The organism is Citrobacter sp. R4, from assembly GCF_026719175.1.
Classification (GTDB): Bacteria; Pseudomonadota; Gammaproteobacteria; order Enterobacterales; family Enterobacteriaceae; genus Citrobacter_A; species Citrobacter_A sedlakii.
Map to the genome: position 1 here is coordinate 155,441 of NZ_JAPPSU010000002.1, position 14,733 is coordinate 170,173.

The window sequence follows — 14,733 nt, forward strand, 5'->3', positions numbered from 1 at the left end:
AGGCAATTATCTCTCCGGCGTCTTTTTATAGCCCGTCAGCATGAGCACCAGGCTTTCCCGTGTGTCTGCATTGTTGAACTGATAATGATTCCCCTGGCGATCGCCGCCGATATACCACGCGATTTCCGTTTTCCCCTCGGCCAGCGCCTTGCGCACGGCTTTGTCCACGTCCACCATCCGGTATTCTTTCGCGTTATTAAGATACAAGACGGCATCTGAACGATAGTGACAGGCCGGGCGATTTTGCCAGGTGACACTGTGCGGATCCCAGTCGCTGCTGGTCGGGTAGAAGAAGATTTGATCCGCGCCGTTGCTCTCGACCTTGCCGCCATAAATACGGATGCGATATTTAAACAATGACGGATCCTGCCCCGCCGGTAGCGCCGGGATCGCGAATTTAACCAGCGTCATGGTTTCCGGGTTATGCGTGCGCCCACCGTTTTGCCAGTTATCCTGAATCAGCAGCTTTTCCGCCGCATTGGTTACTGTCTCCGGCTGCTCGCTGCTGATCCACGTCGCCACTGCCTTTTCATAGCGATACGGTACGTTCAGCCCGCAGTCCATACCGTTGTTCATGCACAGTTCCGTCATAAAGCGCGCGCCGTCCTCCGTCCAGCCGTTCATAAAGTCGGCATGTGCGGTGTAGAGGCTTCCCCAGCGTTCTTCACGCTCGTCGCCGTTCATGATCGGGTCGAGAGAAAGCTGCGCTTTTGCGGTGTCCAGCGACGTAATTCCCGGGATCACATACGCCACGTTCATGTTTACCGTCGGGATTTTCACCGGATAGCCGGACGGACACTGACCGTTGCTGTCATAGGCGGCGTTTGGCATACCATGACCGGGTTTCAGGTGAATACCGTCCCAGCAGTCTGGAAACTGGATGCCAATGTTGAACTGTACCGCGTCCCCCGCTTTACGCAGACCGCATACTTCTCCGGCTTTGGTGGTATAGCCTTTCCCGTTGGCGCACAAAAAAGTAATGCGGGGATTTGGCGCCGCGCCGTGGTGATCGCCCGCCAGCAGTGAAAGTCCCGCCGGAAACGGATGTAGCGGATACTCTGTCGTATTTTTGGCCTGATAGTAGGTTTTTTGATAGGCAGGCGGCACTACCGTCCCGTTCGGCAATTTCAGCGACGGGGCCCAGTACGCGGAGCTGTCCGCTTTATTATCGCAAGTGGTTTCTTCCTTCGCCCGCAGCGTCGGGTAAGTGGATACCGCATCGGTATGGGTATTACCGAAGAAGTCATGCCACATCGCCTGGTTCGGCATGCCAAACATCATGATGGCGTCATCGCCCAGCGTGTGGCTGTAGCCGCATACCACATGCGCCTGCGGTGCGGCATACGCGGGCGCTATTGCGGCGGTCATCAATAGGGAAAGTCCTGTCAACGTCGTGCTCAGTTTCATCGTCATCTCCTGTGATGAAAAAGAACATTGGTAACAGAGCGACGCGCCGCCACCGAACGTTTTTGCGACCGATTTTCTTCAGTTTGCCGGTTTCCCCCTACGCTTCGTGAAAAACGCACAATCGATCACCTCGCGATGTGCCAACAATCATTGACTTCCGCTATGATTGATTCCCCTGGAAATCATCACCTGACTGACGATAACAAACATAATGACAAAAAATACTCACCCGCTTAGCCCGGCGCTGATCGTGCTTATGTCGGTAGCGACGGGCCTGGCGGTTGCCAGCAATTATTATGCGCAGCCGCTGCTCGACACCATCGCCAACAATTTCTCTCTATCTGCCAGCTCTGCGGGATTTATTGTCACCGCCGCACAGTTGGGCTATGCCGCCGGCCTGCTGTTTTTGGTGCCGCTTGGCGATATGTTTGAGCGCCGGACGCTGATTGTCTCGATGACGCTGCTGGCCGCAGGCGGAATGCTCATTACCGCCAGTAGCCAGTCGCTGACGATGATGATCCTCGGCACCGCGCTGACCGGACTGTTTTCGGTGGTCGCCCAGATTCTGGTGCCGTTGGCGGCGACCCTCGCCACACCGGACAAGCGTGGTAAGGTGGTCGGCACGATTATGAGCGGATTGTTGCTCGGTATCCTGCTGGCGCGGACGGTAGCGGGCTTACTTGCCAGTCTCGGCGGCTGGCGCACCGTATTCTGGGTAGCCTCTGCGCTTATGGCGCTGATGGCTGTCGCCCTGTGGCGCGGCTTGCCAAAAATGAAGTCAGAGACGCATCTCAATTATCCGCAATTGCTCGGTTCGGTATTCAGCCTGTTTACCCGCGATAAATTGCTGCGCACGCGCGCGCTGCTGGGTTGTCTGACCTTCGCCAACTTCAGCATCCTCTGGACATCAATGGCCTTTTTATTGGCGGCGCCGCCGTTCAGCTATTCCGAAGGGATGATAGGCCTGTTTGGGCTGGCGGGCGCCGCGGGGGCGCTGGGCGCGCGTCCGGCGGGCGGCTTCGCCGATAAGGGACATTCTCATCTCACCACCACCTACGGTTTGCTGTTGCTGCTGCTTTCCTGGCTCGCTATCTGGCTGGGGCACGCCTCGGTACTGGCATTGATCGTCGGGATTCTGGTGCTGGATCTCACGGTGCAGGGCGTACACATTACCAACCAGACGGTGATTTACCGGCTCTACCCGGATGCCCGTAACCGACTTACCGCAGGCTATATGACCAGCTATTTTATCGGCGGCGCCGCCGGTTCGTTAATTTCAGCCTCTGCCTGGCAACATGCCGGATGGGCAGGCGTGTGCCTGGCGGGAACCACCGTTGCCGTACTCAACTTGTTGGTCTGGTGGCGAGGATTTCATCGACAGGAAGCCGCAAATTAATCGGTTAGCGAGCGTTTACCTCTGTTTCGGCTCCTTAGGGTGTTAAGGAGCCCCCCAGTCTGTTAAGGTTATAGCAATCATTTACCCTGGTTATTTTAACATTGGTGATATCGCATAAATTTCTATGGAAAGCCCCACTCCCCTTTCCGAACCCAACCCGGCGCCATGCATGGAAGGATTCACCGAAAGCTTATCCACCGTCATGAGTAACCTGCCCGCCGCGTTTTCCTATCCCCATTGTCGGGTGCCCTGAGCTACGGATTAGCCCCAGAGGCGCTGGCGATTTTATAACCCGTAAGAATCATTTTGCTTTAATAATACATTTACTTTATTTGTCACTGTCGTTACTATATCGGCTGAAATTAATGAGGTCATGCCCAAATGGATAGTTCGTTTACGCCCATTGAACAAATGCTAAAGTTTCGCGCCAGCCGCCACGAAGACTTTCCGTATCAGGAAGTGTTGCTCACCCGTCTTTGCATGCACATGCAGGGCAAGCTGCTGGAAAACCGCAATAAAATGCTGAAGGCTCAGGGGATTAACGAGACGTTGTTTATGGCGTTGATTACGCTGGAGTCTCAGGAAAACCACAGCATTCAGCCTTCTGAACTGAGTTGTGCGCTGGGTTCGTCCCGTACTAACGCAACGCGTATCGCGGATGAACTGGAAAAGCGCGGCTGGATCGAACGCCGCGAAAGCGACAACGATCGCCGTTGCCTGCACCTGCAGTTGACCGAAAAAGGCCACGAATTTCTGCGCGAGGTGTTACCGCCGCAGCATCACTGCCTGCACCAGCTGTGGTCCTCCCTTAGCACCGCAGAAAAAGATCAGCTTGAGCACATCACCCGTAAGCTTCTGACGCGTCTCGATCAGATGGACCAGGATGGCGCCATTCTTGAGGCGCTGAGCTAACGCGTCGACTCGCTCAATAATCCAGATTAAGAAAGAAAACTGACTGGCCAGCACCCGCGCGTGCTGGCCTTTCTGATAAACAGTTCGGCCAAGCCGACAAAAAATAAGATCGTGGAGAACAACATGAGCGCAAATGCGGAGATGCAAACCCCGCAGCAACCGGTCAAAAAGAAAAGCAAACGTAAAAGTACGCTGATTCTGCTGACCTTGCTCTTTATCGTTATTGCCGTGGCATATGGGATCTATTGGTTTTTAGTACTGCGTCATTTCGAAGAAACGGATGATGCGTACGTGGCAGGGAACCAGGTTCAAATCATGGCGCAGGTATCCGGCAGCGTGACGAAAGTCTGGGCGGATAACACGGACTTTATCAAACAGGGCGATGTCCTCGTCACCCTCGACCAGACGGATGCGAAGCAGGCGTTCGAAAAGGCGAAGACCGCGCTGGCCTCCAGCGTTCGTCAGACGCATCAGTTGATGATCAACAGCAAACAGTTGCAGGCGAACATTGACGTACAAAAAACCGCCCTCGCCCAGGCGCAAAGCGACTTTAAACGTCGCGTGCCGCTGGGTAACGCCAACCTGATTGGTCGCGAAGAACTGCAACATGCCCGCGACGCGGTTGCCAGCGCCCAGGCGCAGCTTGACGTCGCCATACAGCAATATAACGCGAATCAGGCGATGATCCTGAACAGCAAGCTCGAAGATCAGCCTGCTGTTCAGCAGGCGGCGACCGAAGTGCGTAATGCCTGGCTGGCGCTTGAACGTACGCGGATCGTTAGCCCGATCACCGGTTATGTCTCTCGACGCGCCGTACAGCCCGGCGCTCAGATCAGCCCGACAACGCCGTTGATGGCCGTTGTTCCGGCCACGAATCTGTGGGTCGACGCCAACTTTAAAGAAACCCAACTGGCGCATATGCGTATCGGCCAACCGGCAACGGTGATCAGCGACATTTACGGCGATGACGTTAAATACACGGGTAAGGTCGTCGGTCTCGATATGGGGACAGGCAGCGCTTTCTCCCTGCTGCCCGCGCAGAACGCGACCGGCAACTGGATCAAAGTGGTACAGCGTCTACCGGTTCGTATCGAACTGGACGAGCAGCAGTTAGCCCAGCACCCGCTGCGCATTGGTTTATCTACGCTGGTGACCGTCGATACGGCTAACCGTGACGGACAGGTACTGGCAAGTACCGTACGCAGCACACCGGTTGCGGAAAGTAACGCTCGCGAGATCGACCTTGCGCCGGTGAATAAACTGATCGAAGAGATTGTGCAGGCCAACGCCGGCTAATTCCGAGGTGCGTGTTATGCAACAGCAAAAACCGCTGGAGGGCGCGCAGCTCGTCATCATGACGATTGCGCTGTCGCTGGCGACATTCATGCAGGTGCTGGACTCCACCATTGCTAACGTGGCGATCCCCACCATCGCCGGGAACCTCGGCTCCTCCCTGAGCCAGGGAACGTGGGTGATCACCTCCTTCGGGGTGGCGAACGCCATCTCGATTCCTATTACGGGCTGGCTGGCGAAGCGCGTCGGGGAAGTGAAACTGTTCATGTGGTCTACGGTGGCGTTTGCCATCGCCTCGTGGGCATGCGGCGTCTCCAGCAGCCTGAACATGCTGATCTTCTTCCGCGTGGTTCAGGGGATCGTCGCCGGGCCGCTGATCCCACTCTCCCAGAGCTTACTGCTGAATAACTACCCGCCCGCCAAACGTTCTATCGCGCTGGCGCTGTGGTCGATGACCGTCATCGTCGCACCGATCTGCGGCCCGATTCTGGGTGGCTACATCAGTGACAACTACCATTGGGGCTGGATCTTCTTCATCAACGTCCCCATAGGGATCGCGGTGGTGCTGATGACGCTGCAAACCCTGCGCGGTCGCGAAACCCGTACTGAGCAACGACGGATTGACGCCATCGGTCTGGCGCTGTTGGTGGTGGGTATCGGGAGCTTGCAGATTATGCTCGACCGGGGCAAAGAGCTGGACTGGTTCGCCTCGCAGGAGATCATCATTCTGACGGTAGTGGCGGTGGTCGCCATTAGCTTCCTGATTGTCTGGGAGCTGACCGACGATAACCCCATTGTCGATCTCTCGCTCTTTAAGTCGCGCAACTTCACTATCGGCTGTTTGTGTATCAGCCTTGCCTACATGCTTTACTTCGGGGCGATTGTGTTGCTACCGCAGCTTTTGCAGGAGGTCTACGGCTATACTGCGACGTGGGCGGGTCTGGCCTCGGCGCCCGTTGGGATAATCCCGGTGATCCTGTCGCCGATTATTGGCCGCTTCGCGCATAAGCTGGATATGCGCAGACTGGTGACGTTCAGCTTCATTATGTACGCCGTCTGCTTCTACTGGCGCGCCTACACGTTTGAGCCGGGAATGGACTTTGGCGCTTCGGCCTGGCCGCAGTTTATCCAGGGCTTTGCGGTGGCCTGCTTCTTTATGCCGCTGACCACCATCACGCTGTCGGGACTGCCGCCTGAACGCCTGGCGGCGGCATCAAGTTTGTCGAACTTTACGCGAACGCTGGCAGGCTCCATTGGCACCTCGATCACCACCACCCTATGGACCAATCGGGAATCGATGCACCATGCGCAGTTGACCGAGTCGGTGAACCCGTATAACCCGAACGCCCAGGCAATGTACGATCAGCTTCAGGGCATGGGGATGACGCAGCAGCAGGCGTCAGGCTGGATCGCCCAGCAGATCACTAACCAGGGACTGATCATCTCAGCCAACGAGATTTTCTGGATGTCGGCAGGCATCTTCCTGATATTGCTTGGCCTGGTCTGGTTCGCCAAACCGCCCTTCGGCGCAGGTGGCGGTGGCGGCGGCGCGCACTGATTAAAAAGGCCAGTTCATCTGAACTGGCCTTTTTTATGCCGGGCGGCGTTTATCCGTAGTCGACCGGGTAAGGCGCGTAGCCTTGCTATCCGGCAACGCAACTAGATATGCAGCTCCTGCAATTTTTCTTTCGGTAGCGCCAGTTCTTCGTTGCTGTTGACGCGAACGTCGCGCTCCAGAATGTGGCGGGCAATCTCCTGCGCTTCGCTCAGGGAATGCATCTGATACGTGCCGCATTGATAGACGTTCAGTTCCGGGATCTGATTCTGATCCTGCACTTTCAGTACGTCAGCCATCGCCGCTTTCCACGCATCCGCCACGCGCTGCTCGTCTGGCGTACCGATCAGACTCATGTAAAACCCGGTGCGGCAGCCCATCGGCGAGATGTCGATAATCTCAACGCCGTTACCGTTGAGGTGATTACGCATAAAGCCTGCAAACAGATGCTCCAGCGTGTGGATCCCTTTCTCCGGCATCACCTCTTTGTTGGGGATGCAGAAACGCAGGTCAAACACGGTAATTGCGTCGCCGTGCGGGGTGTTCATCGTTTTCGCAACGCGGACGGCAGGTGCTTCCATCCGGGTATGATCGACAGTGAAGCTATCTAACAACGGCATTTAGCCACCTCCGATATTATTTTTTAAAATAAACTGAACTCTTCGTTTCGGGGCGAGTCTGAGTATATGAAAGACGCGCATTTGTTATCATCATCCCTGATTTCAGAGATGAAATTTTGGCCACTCACGAGTGGCCTTTTTCTTGTCTGTCAGGCCTGTTTTTCCAGCCAGCGTTCAAAGGGTTCGCTGTCCGCCGCTTCCACCTCACGTTGACGCCGTAAAGATGCCTCGCGTTCAGCGATAAATTCTTCTTCCTGCAAGATCTCCAGCGGCTCTTCGCGCAGCACATTACGCCAGGCTTCGCCCAGCGCTTTACCGGTGCCGCCAATCCCGTTGTCGATCATCGAACGCAGGATCCGCGCCGAAAACGTCAGTTCCGGGTTATCAAAACAGGCGACCAGTTCGTCGCACACTTTCTGATAATCCTCTCCACCGTGAATGCTGTCCAGCGTTTGCGCTACGCGTTTGAGATCGCGGAACAGATCTTTTCCGACTTTCGTCAGCGGGAACTGCGCGGTTTCGCAGCCAATCCCCAGCGTCAGCCCCGGCTTGCGCCCTTCCAGGATCACCCGATTCCAGTTGGTACGCGTACACTGCAGCTCGCCGCTGCTCATCTCCGGCGCGTCGGCCAGCACGCACCAGACCATAAACAGATCGAGGAAGCGTACCTGTTGCTCGTCAACGCCAATTGGCGAGAAGGGATTGATATCCAGCGAGCGAACTTCAATGTATTCAATGCCGCCGCGCAGCAGTGCGTCTGAAGGCGACTCTCCGCTGCGGGTCACGCGTTTGGGACGGATTGGCACATACAGCTCATTTTCGATTTGCAGCACGTTGCTGTTGATCTGCAGTCGCTTACCGTCTTTCTCGATACCAATGGCCGCGTATTCTTCTGACGGCGTTTTGATCGCGCGTTTCAATCCTGCCACATAGTCGTGCAGATCGTTAAACGTAATACCGAGATTACTTTGCGATTTATTGGTATAGCCGAGATCGCTCAGACGCAGCGAGGTCGCGTACGGCAGGTAGTACATGCCGCAGTCGGTTTTCTCGAAGGGCAGCGTGGTCGGTTTCCCCTGCAGGAAGGAAGAACAGATCGCCGGCGACGCGCCAAACAGGTACGGAATGACCCAGCCGAAGCGATAGTAGTTGCGGATCAGGCGAAAATAGCCAGCCGAGATTTTCTCTTTTGCCGCTTCGCCGTCCATCTCGCCGCACTTCGCCTGCCAGAACGCCATCGGCAGGGAAAAGTTATAATGCACGCCGGAGATCGTCTGCATTAGCGCGCCGTAACGGTTTTTCAACCCTTCGCGGTACAGTGTTTTCATCCGCCCGACATTCGAGGTGCCGTATTGCGCCAGTTCGATATCCTGCCCTTCCGCGATGTAACAAGGCATACTCAGCGGCCACATGCGCTCATCGCCCAGTTTTCTGGCGGTATAGCGGTGCAGATCGCGCATGAACGTCAGCATATGCTGAATGTCACCGTCCACCGGCGTAATGAATTCCAGCAGCGCTTCGGCAAAATCCGTGGTGATCCATTTATGCGTCAGCGCCGAGCCCAGCGCTTCCGGATGCCCCGTTGTCGCCAGGGTACCGTCAGCATTCACGCGCAGCGTTTCGCGCTCCAGCCCGCGCTGTATGCCTTTTAGAGCCTGAGGATGTCTTTCCAGCCAGGTCAGAGCCTGTGATACGTCCGGGATCAAATTGACCTCCCGCCTGTCAAAATCGTTTTAATTAGCATAATTGTAGTGGTTGCCCTGAAGGCTATTCCAGGCACAATTAGTGCCACCATAAAGAGCCCTGAATGGTTGCAGCCGCGACGACAATATAGCGCAGCGCTTTGCCAAGGCATAAAAAAAAGAGCACTGGTCCCCACGGGAGGCGCATCCACCCCGCTAACAGGCACAGTAAATCGCCCACTACCGGCATCCAGCTTAATAATAGCGCCACCGCGCCATAGCGATTAAGCCAGCCTGTTGCTTTCTCCTGCCAGCGCGATGTTTTGCGTAGCGGAAAGAAACGCCCAAGGATAACGTTAGTTAGCCCTCCAAGGCTATTACCCATTGTTGCTGTTATGACTAAGACCCAGGGATGAGAAATCCCGGAAAGCAGCATGGCAACCAGAACGACCTCAGAGTTGCCAGGCAACAGCGTCGCACTGAGAAAACTGCTGGCGAACAAAGAGAAGAGCGACAGTACGTCACTCACAGCAAACGCACATCCACGACATCCATGCCTGCGGCGCGTGCTGCCTGCACGCCAAAATCAGCGTCTTCAAATACCACACAGCGAGCCGGAGGCACGCCCATGCGTTCTGCGCAGAGAAGAAAGGTGTCCGGCGCCGGTTTATGGCGCAGTACGTGGTCAGCGGCAATCACGGCGTCAAAATAACGACGCAGGCCCAGGTGCGCCAGCAACGCTTCGGCAACGGCGCTTTCACTGCCGGTGCCAACCGCCATCGGACGACGACCATGCCATGCCTTCACAACCTCGACCAACGGCAAGGGTTCGACGCTGTCGAGCAACATGCGTTTTACCGCCGCGGTTTTTTCTTGCGCCAATGCGTGCGGATCGAGGTCCGCCTGGTTCAGTTCAATGATCGCCTGCGCGATACGCCAGGTCGGTGAACCGTTAAGCGCGATCATCGCCTGAAGATCGAAATGCATACCGTAACGGCCTAATACTTCGTCCCACGCCTTACGGTGTGTCGGCTCAGTATCCAGGATGGTGCCATCCATATCGAAAATCAGACCCGCATAACGTTCGTACATTGTGTTCTCGCAAACCGTAGAAACCAGACGTTATTTTATCGTAATGGCGGGATTTTGTCGCTGACGGCGAAAGTGAGGATTGTTCAGGGAAGAAGAAACAATTAAAACGGGAAGTATGGGGATTATCTCAGAGAAGATGGTGCATCCGGGAGGATGACTCGGCTGCGCCTCGCCCTTCGGGCCATTGCTTAAGCAACGTTATCCTCCCTGGTGCTTACGGTAAATCCGCAGCCCCTGAAACAACAGCGTGGTTATTGTTTCGGAGAAGATGGTGCATCCGGGAGGATTCGAACCTCCGACCGCTCGGTTCGTAGCCGAGTACTCTATCCAGCTGAGCTACGGATGCATCGGAAAACTTGCTTTACTGCCGATACTGATATGACGGCTGGCGTTATATCAAGCAAGGAATGGTGCATCCGGGAGGATTCGAACCTCCGACCGCTCGGTTCGTAGCCGAGTACTCTATCCAGCTGAGCTACGGATGCATCGGAAAACTTATTTTACTGCCGATATTGATATGACGGCTGGCGTTATATCAAGCAAGGAATGGTGCATCCGGGAGGATGACTCGGCTTCGCCTCGCCTTTCGGGCCGTTGCCTGGGCAACGTTATCCTCTCTGGTGCTTGCGGTAAATCCGCAGTCCCTGAAACAACAGCGTGGCTATTGTTTCGGAGAAGATGGTGCATCCGGGAGGATTCGAACCTCCGACCGCTCGGTTCGTAGCCGAGTACTCTATCCAGCTGAGCTACGGATGCATCGGAAAACTTGCTTTACTGCCGATACTGATACGACGACTGACGTTGTATCCAGTAAGAGATGGTGCATCCGGGAGGATGACTCGGCTTCACCTCGCCCTTCGGGCCGTTGCTTAGGCAACGTTATCCTCCCTGGTGCTTGCGGTAAATCCGCAGCCCCTGAAACAACAGCGTGACTATTGTCTCGGAGAAGATGGTGCATCCGGGAGGATTCGAACCTCCGACCGCTCGGTTCGTAGCCGAGTACTCTATCCAGCTGAGCTACGGATGCAAATGGCGGTGAGGCGGGGATTCGAACCCCGGATGCAGCTTTTGACCGCATACTCCCTTAGCAGGGGAGCGCCTTCAGCCTCTCGGCCACCTCACCACACGCCTCTTACGAGTGCGTCGAAGAACATGTTTCTGCTCATCGTCGCTGCGTGGCGCACATATTACTTTCTGGGACTTATAAGTCAAACAATTTTTCCTGCGCTTTTATCGTTTGCACACTTCACGCTCAATTAGTCTGCAAAAACGGCAAAAAGGGTGTTTTATCAACAAACAAATCGGTTTACATGGACTCTGGCTGCCCCGACAGCCCCAGGAACACGCTCAGATGATAGAGATAGAAAACAAGGAAAACACAGGAAGGACAGGTTGCGTCTCACCCATCCAGATGAGACGCGGAAACCTTAGTAACTGGACTGCTGGGATTTTTCAGCCTGGATACGCTGGTAGATCTCTTCACGATGGACAGAAACTTCTTTCGGGGCGTTTACGCCGATGCGTACCTGGTTGCCCTTCACCCCTAAAACTGTCACGGTGACCTCATCGCCAATCATGAGGGTCTCACCAACTCGACGAGTCAGAATCAGCATTCTTTGCTCCTTGAAAGATTAAAAGAGTCGGGTCTCTCTGTATCCCGGCATTATCCATCATATAACGCCAAAAAGTAAGCGATGACAAACACATTACATGTAAGCAGTCACGGCATCACATTCTGTTAAACCTAAGTTTAGCCGATATACACAACTTCAACCTGACTTTATCGTTGTCGACAACGTTGATGCAAACGCCGCGGAGTACCTGTCCGCGGCATCGGCTAACGCTTATACACCTCATCCTTCAAGCTGCCTCTGCGTTGGCAGCGCGCATTTCCCCCGGTCGCCTACTCGCTGTTCGCTCCCGGGACGCATTCACTTGCCGCCTTGACGTAGCATGAATGATTTTGTGTATATATTTTATAGTTTTGCGCTGACCCAGGCTTGCACACTGGCTAACGCTGCAGGCAGAGCAGCCGCGTCCGTACCACCGGCTTGCGCCATGTCCGGACGACCACCACCCTTACCGCCCACCTGCTGAGCGACCATACCTACCAGTTCCCCTGCTTTGACACGGTCGGTCACGTCCTTAGACACGCCAGCAATCAGAGAAACCTTACCTTCTGCCGCCGTAGCCAGCACGATAATGGTGGAACCCAGCTGATTTTTCAGATCATCAACCATGGTACGCAGCATTTTCGGCTCGACGCCGGCAAGCTCACTCACCAACAGCTTAACGCCATTGATATCAACCGCCTTGCTGGAAAGATTCGCACTTTCCTGCGCGGCAGCCTGTTCTTTCAGCTGCTGAAGCTCTTTCTCCAGTTGACGGGTACGTTCCAGTACGGAACGAACTTTATCGCCCAGATTCTGGCTGTCGCCCTTCAGCAGATGCGCAATTTCGCTTAAACGATCGCTTTGAGCGTGAACGGAAGCAATGGCGCCTTCACCCGTTACCGCTTCGATACGACGAACGCCCGCTGCGGTACCCGACTCGGAAACAATACGGAACAAGCCAATGTCACCGGTGCGACTGGCGTGCGTACCACCGCAAAGCTCGGTAGAGAAATCGCCCATGCTCAGCACGCGAACACGCTCGTCATATTTCTCACCAAACAGCGCCATCGCGCCTTTCGCTTTAGCGGCGTCCAGATCCATCACATTTGTTTCCACCGGCAGGTTACGGCGGATCTGCGCATTCACCAGATCTTCGACCGCACGAATCTCCGACGGTTTCATCGCTTCGTTATGAGAAAAATCAAAACGCAGCAGTTTATCGTTCACCAGCGAACCTTTCTGCGCAACGTGCGTGCCCAAAACCTGGCGCAGCGCGGCGTGCATCAGGTGCGTCGCCGAGTGATTCAGACGAATACGATCGCGACGCGCTTCGTCCACGTCAGCCTGTACTGCATCGCCCACTTTCAGAGAACCCGCAGACAACGTGCCGAGATGACCGATCGCCTGACCATATTTTTGCGTGTCGCTGACAGCAAAGGCAAAGCCTGCGCCTTTCAGTTCGCCTTTATCACCAACCTGACCGCCGGACTCGGCATAGAATGGCGTCTGGTCCAGAACCACAACCGCGTCCTGACCGGCGTTGATTACGTCAACCGCTTTGCCATCCACAAACAGTGCGGTGACCTTGCCGTTCAGTTCCAGATGGTCGTAGCCTTTAAACTCAGACGCGCTGTCTACGCGGATCATCGCGTTATAGTCAGCGCCAAAGCCGCTGGCTTCACGGGCGCGACGCCGTTGTTCTTCCATCGCCGCTTCAAAACCCGCTTCATCCACTTTGATGTTGCGCTCGCGGCAAACGTCTGCCGTCAGGTCAACCGGGAAGCCGTAGGTATCGTACAGACGGAAAGCCGTTTCACCGTCCAGCGTGTCGCCCGTCAACTTCGCCAGTTCTTCGTCCAACAGCGCCAGACCGCGCTCCAGAGTACGGGCAAATTGCTCTTCTTCGGTTTTCAGCACCTGCTCAACCTGAGCCTGCTGGCGCTTCAATTCTTCACCCGCCGATCCCATGACGTCAATCAGCGGACCGACCAGCTTGTAGAAGAACGTCTCTTTCGCGCCAAGCATGTTGCCATGGCGCACCGCACGACGAATGATGCGGCGCAGCACGTAGCCGCGGTTTTCGTTCGACGGCATCACGCCATCGGCGATCAGGAATGCGCAGGAACGAATGTGGTCGGCGATAACGCGCAGCGACTTGTTGCTCAGGTCGGTGGCGCCGGTCACTTTCGCCACCGCCTCAATCAGCGTGCGGAACAGGTCGATTTCATAGTTCGAGTTAACGTGTTGCAGAACCGCGGCAATACGTTCCAGCCCCATACCGGTATCGACTGACGGCTTCGGCAGCGGCTCCATTGTGCCGTCAGCCTGGCGGTTAAACTGCATAAAGACGATATTCCAGATCTCAATGTAGCGATCGCCGTCTTCTTCCGGGCTGCCCGGAGGCCCCCCCCAAATGTGATCGCCGTGGTCGTAGAAGATCTCGGTGCACGGACCGCATGGACCGGTATCACCCATCTGCCAGAAGTTGTCGGACGCATAGGCCGCACCTTTATTGTCGCCAATGCGAATAATGCGTTCGCGTGGAATACCGACTTCTTTTTCCCAGATTTCATAGGCTTCGTCGTCTGTTTCATAGACGGTCACCCACAGACGCTCTTTCGGCAGGGCGAACCAGTTTTCACCGGTCAGCAGTTCCCATGCATACTGGATGGCATCGTGTTTGAAATAGTCGCCGAAGCTGAAGTTGCCCAGCATTTCGAAGAAGGTGTGGTGACGCGCAGTGTAACCGACGTTTTCCAGGTCATTGTGCTTACCGCCCGCGCGCACGCAGCGCTGGGAAGTGGTCGCGCGGGAATAATTACGCTTGTCGAGGCCAAGGAAAACATCCTTGAACTGATTCATCCCGGCGTTGGTAAACAACAAAGTGGGGTCATTGTTTGGTACCAGGGAGCTGCTGGCAACTACCTGATGTCCCTTACTATGGAAAAAGTCGAGAAACGCCTGACGGATCTCAGCGGTGCTCTTGCTCATAATTATCCTGAAATCAAGCTACACGTCATCTTTCAAACCGCCTCTGTACTGGCTGCGAGCTTCCTCGCCTGCCGCCCTGATGCGGCTTGAATGACGTTGTGTATTTAAGGAATATTCGTCGCGAACGCAGGTTACCGCAAAGCAACCCACGCCCGAACGGAAAAAGTGGGAA

The 14,733-nt window shown here is 55.4% G+C and carries 11 protein-coding genes and 5 tRNA genes; 4 read left to right on the plus strand and 12 right to left on the minus strand.

The genetic code is table 11. The features are described 5' to 3' along the window. Positions 1 to 6: 6 nt before the first annotated feature. The gene (locus OOJ60_RS06275; protein ID WP_205612261.1) at positions 7 to 1,407 is read right to left on the minus strand and encodes a DUF1996 domain-containing protein; all 1,401 of its coding nucleotides are present in this window, start codon (positions 1,405 to 1,407) and stop codon (positions 7 to 9) included. Positions 1,408 to 1,618: 211 nt separating this feature from the next. Between OOJ60_RS06275 and OOJ60_RS06280 the strand changes: the two genes are divergently transcribed. The 4 genes from OOJ60_RS06280 (at position 1,619) to emrB (ending at position 6,566) form a co-directional block, all read left to right on the plus strand. Further along, entirely contained in the window at positions 1,619 to 2,803 is a 1,185-nt protein-coding gene (locus OOJ60_RS06280; protein WP_042288525.1) for an MFS transporter, read from the plus strand. A 381-nt stretch (positions 2,804 to 3,184) separates the two neighbouring features. Then, a complete protein-coding gene (mprA, locus tag OOJ60_RS06285) occupies positions 3,185 to 3,715 on the plus strand; it encodes a transcriptional repressor MprA (protein WP_042288528.1) in 531 nt (176 codons plus the stop codon). A 123-nt stretch (positions 3,716 to 3,838) separates the two neighbouring features. Beyond that, the gene (gene emrA / locus OOJ60_RS06290) at positions 3,839 to 5,011 is read left to right on the plus strand and encodes a multidrug efflux MFS transporter periplasmic adaptor subunit EmrA (RefSeq protein ID WP_200035397.1); all 1,173 of its coding nucleotides are present in this window, start codon (positions 3,839 to 3,841) and stop codon (positions 5,009 to 5,011) included. A gap of 16 nt (positions 5,012 to 5,027) precedes the next feature. Further along, entirely contained in the window at positions 5,028 to 6,566 is a 1,539-nt protein-coding gene (gene emrB / locus OOJ60_RS06295; protein ID WP_042288532.1) for a multidrug efflux MFS transporter permease subunit EmrB, read from the plus strand. Positions 6,567 to 6,667: 101 nt separating this feature from the next. On the opposite strand, the gene luxS is transcribed toward emrB, so the two are convergent. The 11 genes from luxS to alaS all read right to left on the minus strand — a co-directional run bounded on the left by luxS (position 6,668) and on the right by alaS (position 14,561). Beyond that, positions 6,668 to 7,183, minus strand: a complete 516-nt coding sequence (luxS, locus tag OOJ60_RS06300; protein WP_060569134.1) for an S-ribosylhomocysteine lyase — start codon at positions 7,181 to 7,183, stop codon at positions 6,668 to 6,670. A gap of 149 nt (positions 7,184 to 7,332) precedes the next feature. Continuing rightward, a complete protein-coding gene (gene gshA, locus OOJ60_RS06305; RefSeq protein ID WP_205612262.1) occupies positions 7,333 to 8,889 on the minus strand; it encodes a glutamate--cysteine ligase in 1,557 nt (518 codons plus the stop codon). Between the two features lie 76 nt (positions 8,890 to 8,965). Then, positions 8,966 to 9,394, minus strand: a complete 429-nt coding sequence (locus OOJ60_RS06310) for a YqaA family protein (RefSeq protein ID WP_042288542.1) — start codon at positions 9,392 to 9,394, stop codon at positions 8,966 to 8,968. Beyond that, positions 9,391 to 9,957, minus strand: coding sequence for a fructose-1-phosphate/6-phosphogluconate phosphatase (gene yqaB / locus OOJ60_RS06315; protein ID WP_205612263.1), 567 nt, complete (start codon positions 9,955 to 9,957; stop codon positions 9,391 to 9,393). The genes OOJ60_RS06310 and yqaB overlap by 4 nt, the downstream gene beginning before the upstream one ends. 269 nt (positions 9,958 to 10,226) lie before the next feature. Next, a tRNA-Arg gene (locus OOJ60_RS06320) sits at positions 10,227 to 10,303 on the minus strand. A gap of 62 nt (positions 10,304 to 10,365) precedes the next feature. Further along, positions 10,366 to 10,442, minus strand: a tRNA-Arg gene (locus OOJ60_RS06325). Positions 10,443 to 10,636: 194 nt separating this feature from the next. Further along, positions 10,637 to 10,713, minus strand: a tRNA-Arg gene (locus OOJ60_RS06330). 194 nt (positions 10,714 to 10,907) lie between these two features. Beyond that, positions 10,908 to 10,984, minus strand: a tRNA-Arg gene (locus OOJ60_RS06335). A gap of 3 nt (positions 10,985 to 10,987) precedes the next feature. Next, a tRNA-Ser gene (locus OOJ60_RS06340) sits at positions 10,988 to 11,080 on the minus strand. A gap of 304 nt (positions 11,081 to 11,384) precedes the next feature. Beyond that, positions 11,385 to 11,570 carry a carbon storage regulator CsrA gene (gene csrA, locus OOJ60_RS06345; protein ID WP_000906486.1) on the minus strand — a complete coding sequence of 62 codons (186 nt, stop codon included), beginning with the start codon at positions 11,568 to 11,570 and terminating at the stop codon, positions 11,385 to 11,387. 363 nt (positions 11,571 to 11,933) lie between these two features. Beyond that, positions 11,934 to 14,561: an alanine--tRNA ligase gene (gene alaS, locus OOJ60_RS06350; protein WP_205612264.1), complete on the minus strand. Its 2,628-nt coding sequence runs from the start codon at positions 14,559 to 14,561 to the stop codon at positions 11,934 to 11,936. Positions 14,562 to 14,733: the final 172 nt, after the last annotated feature.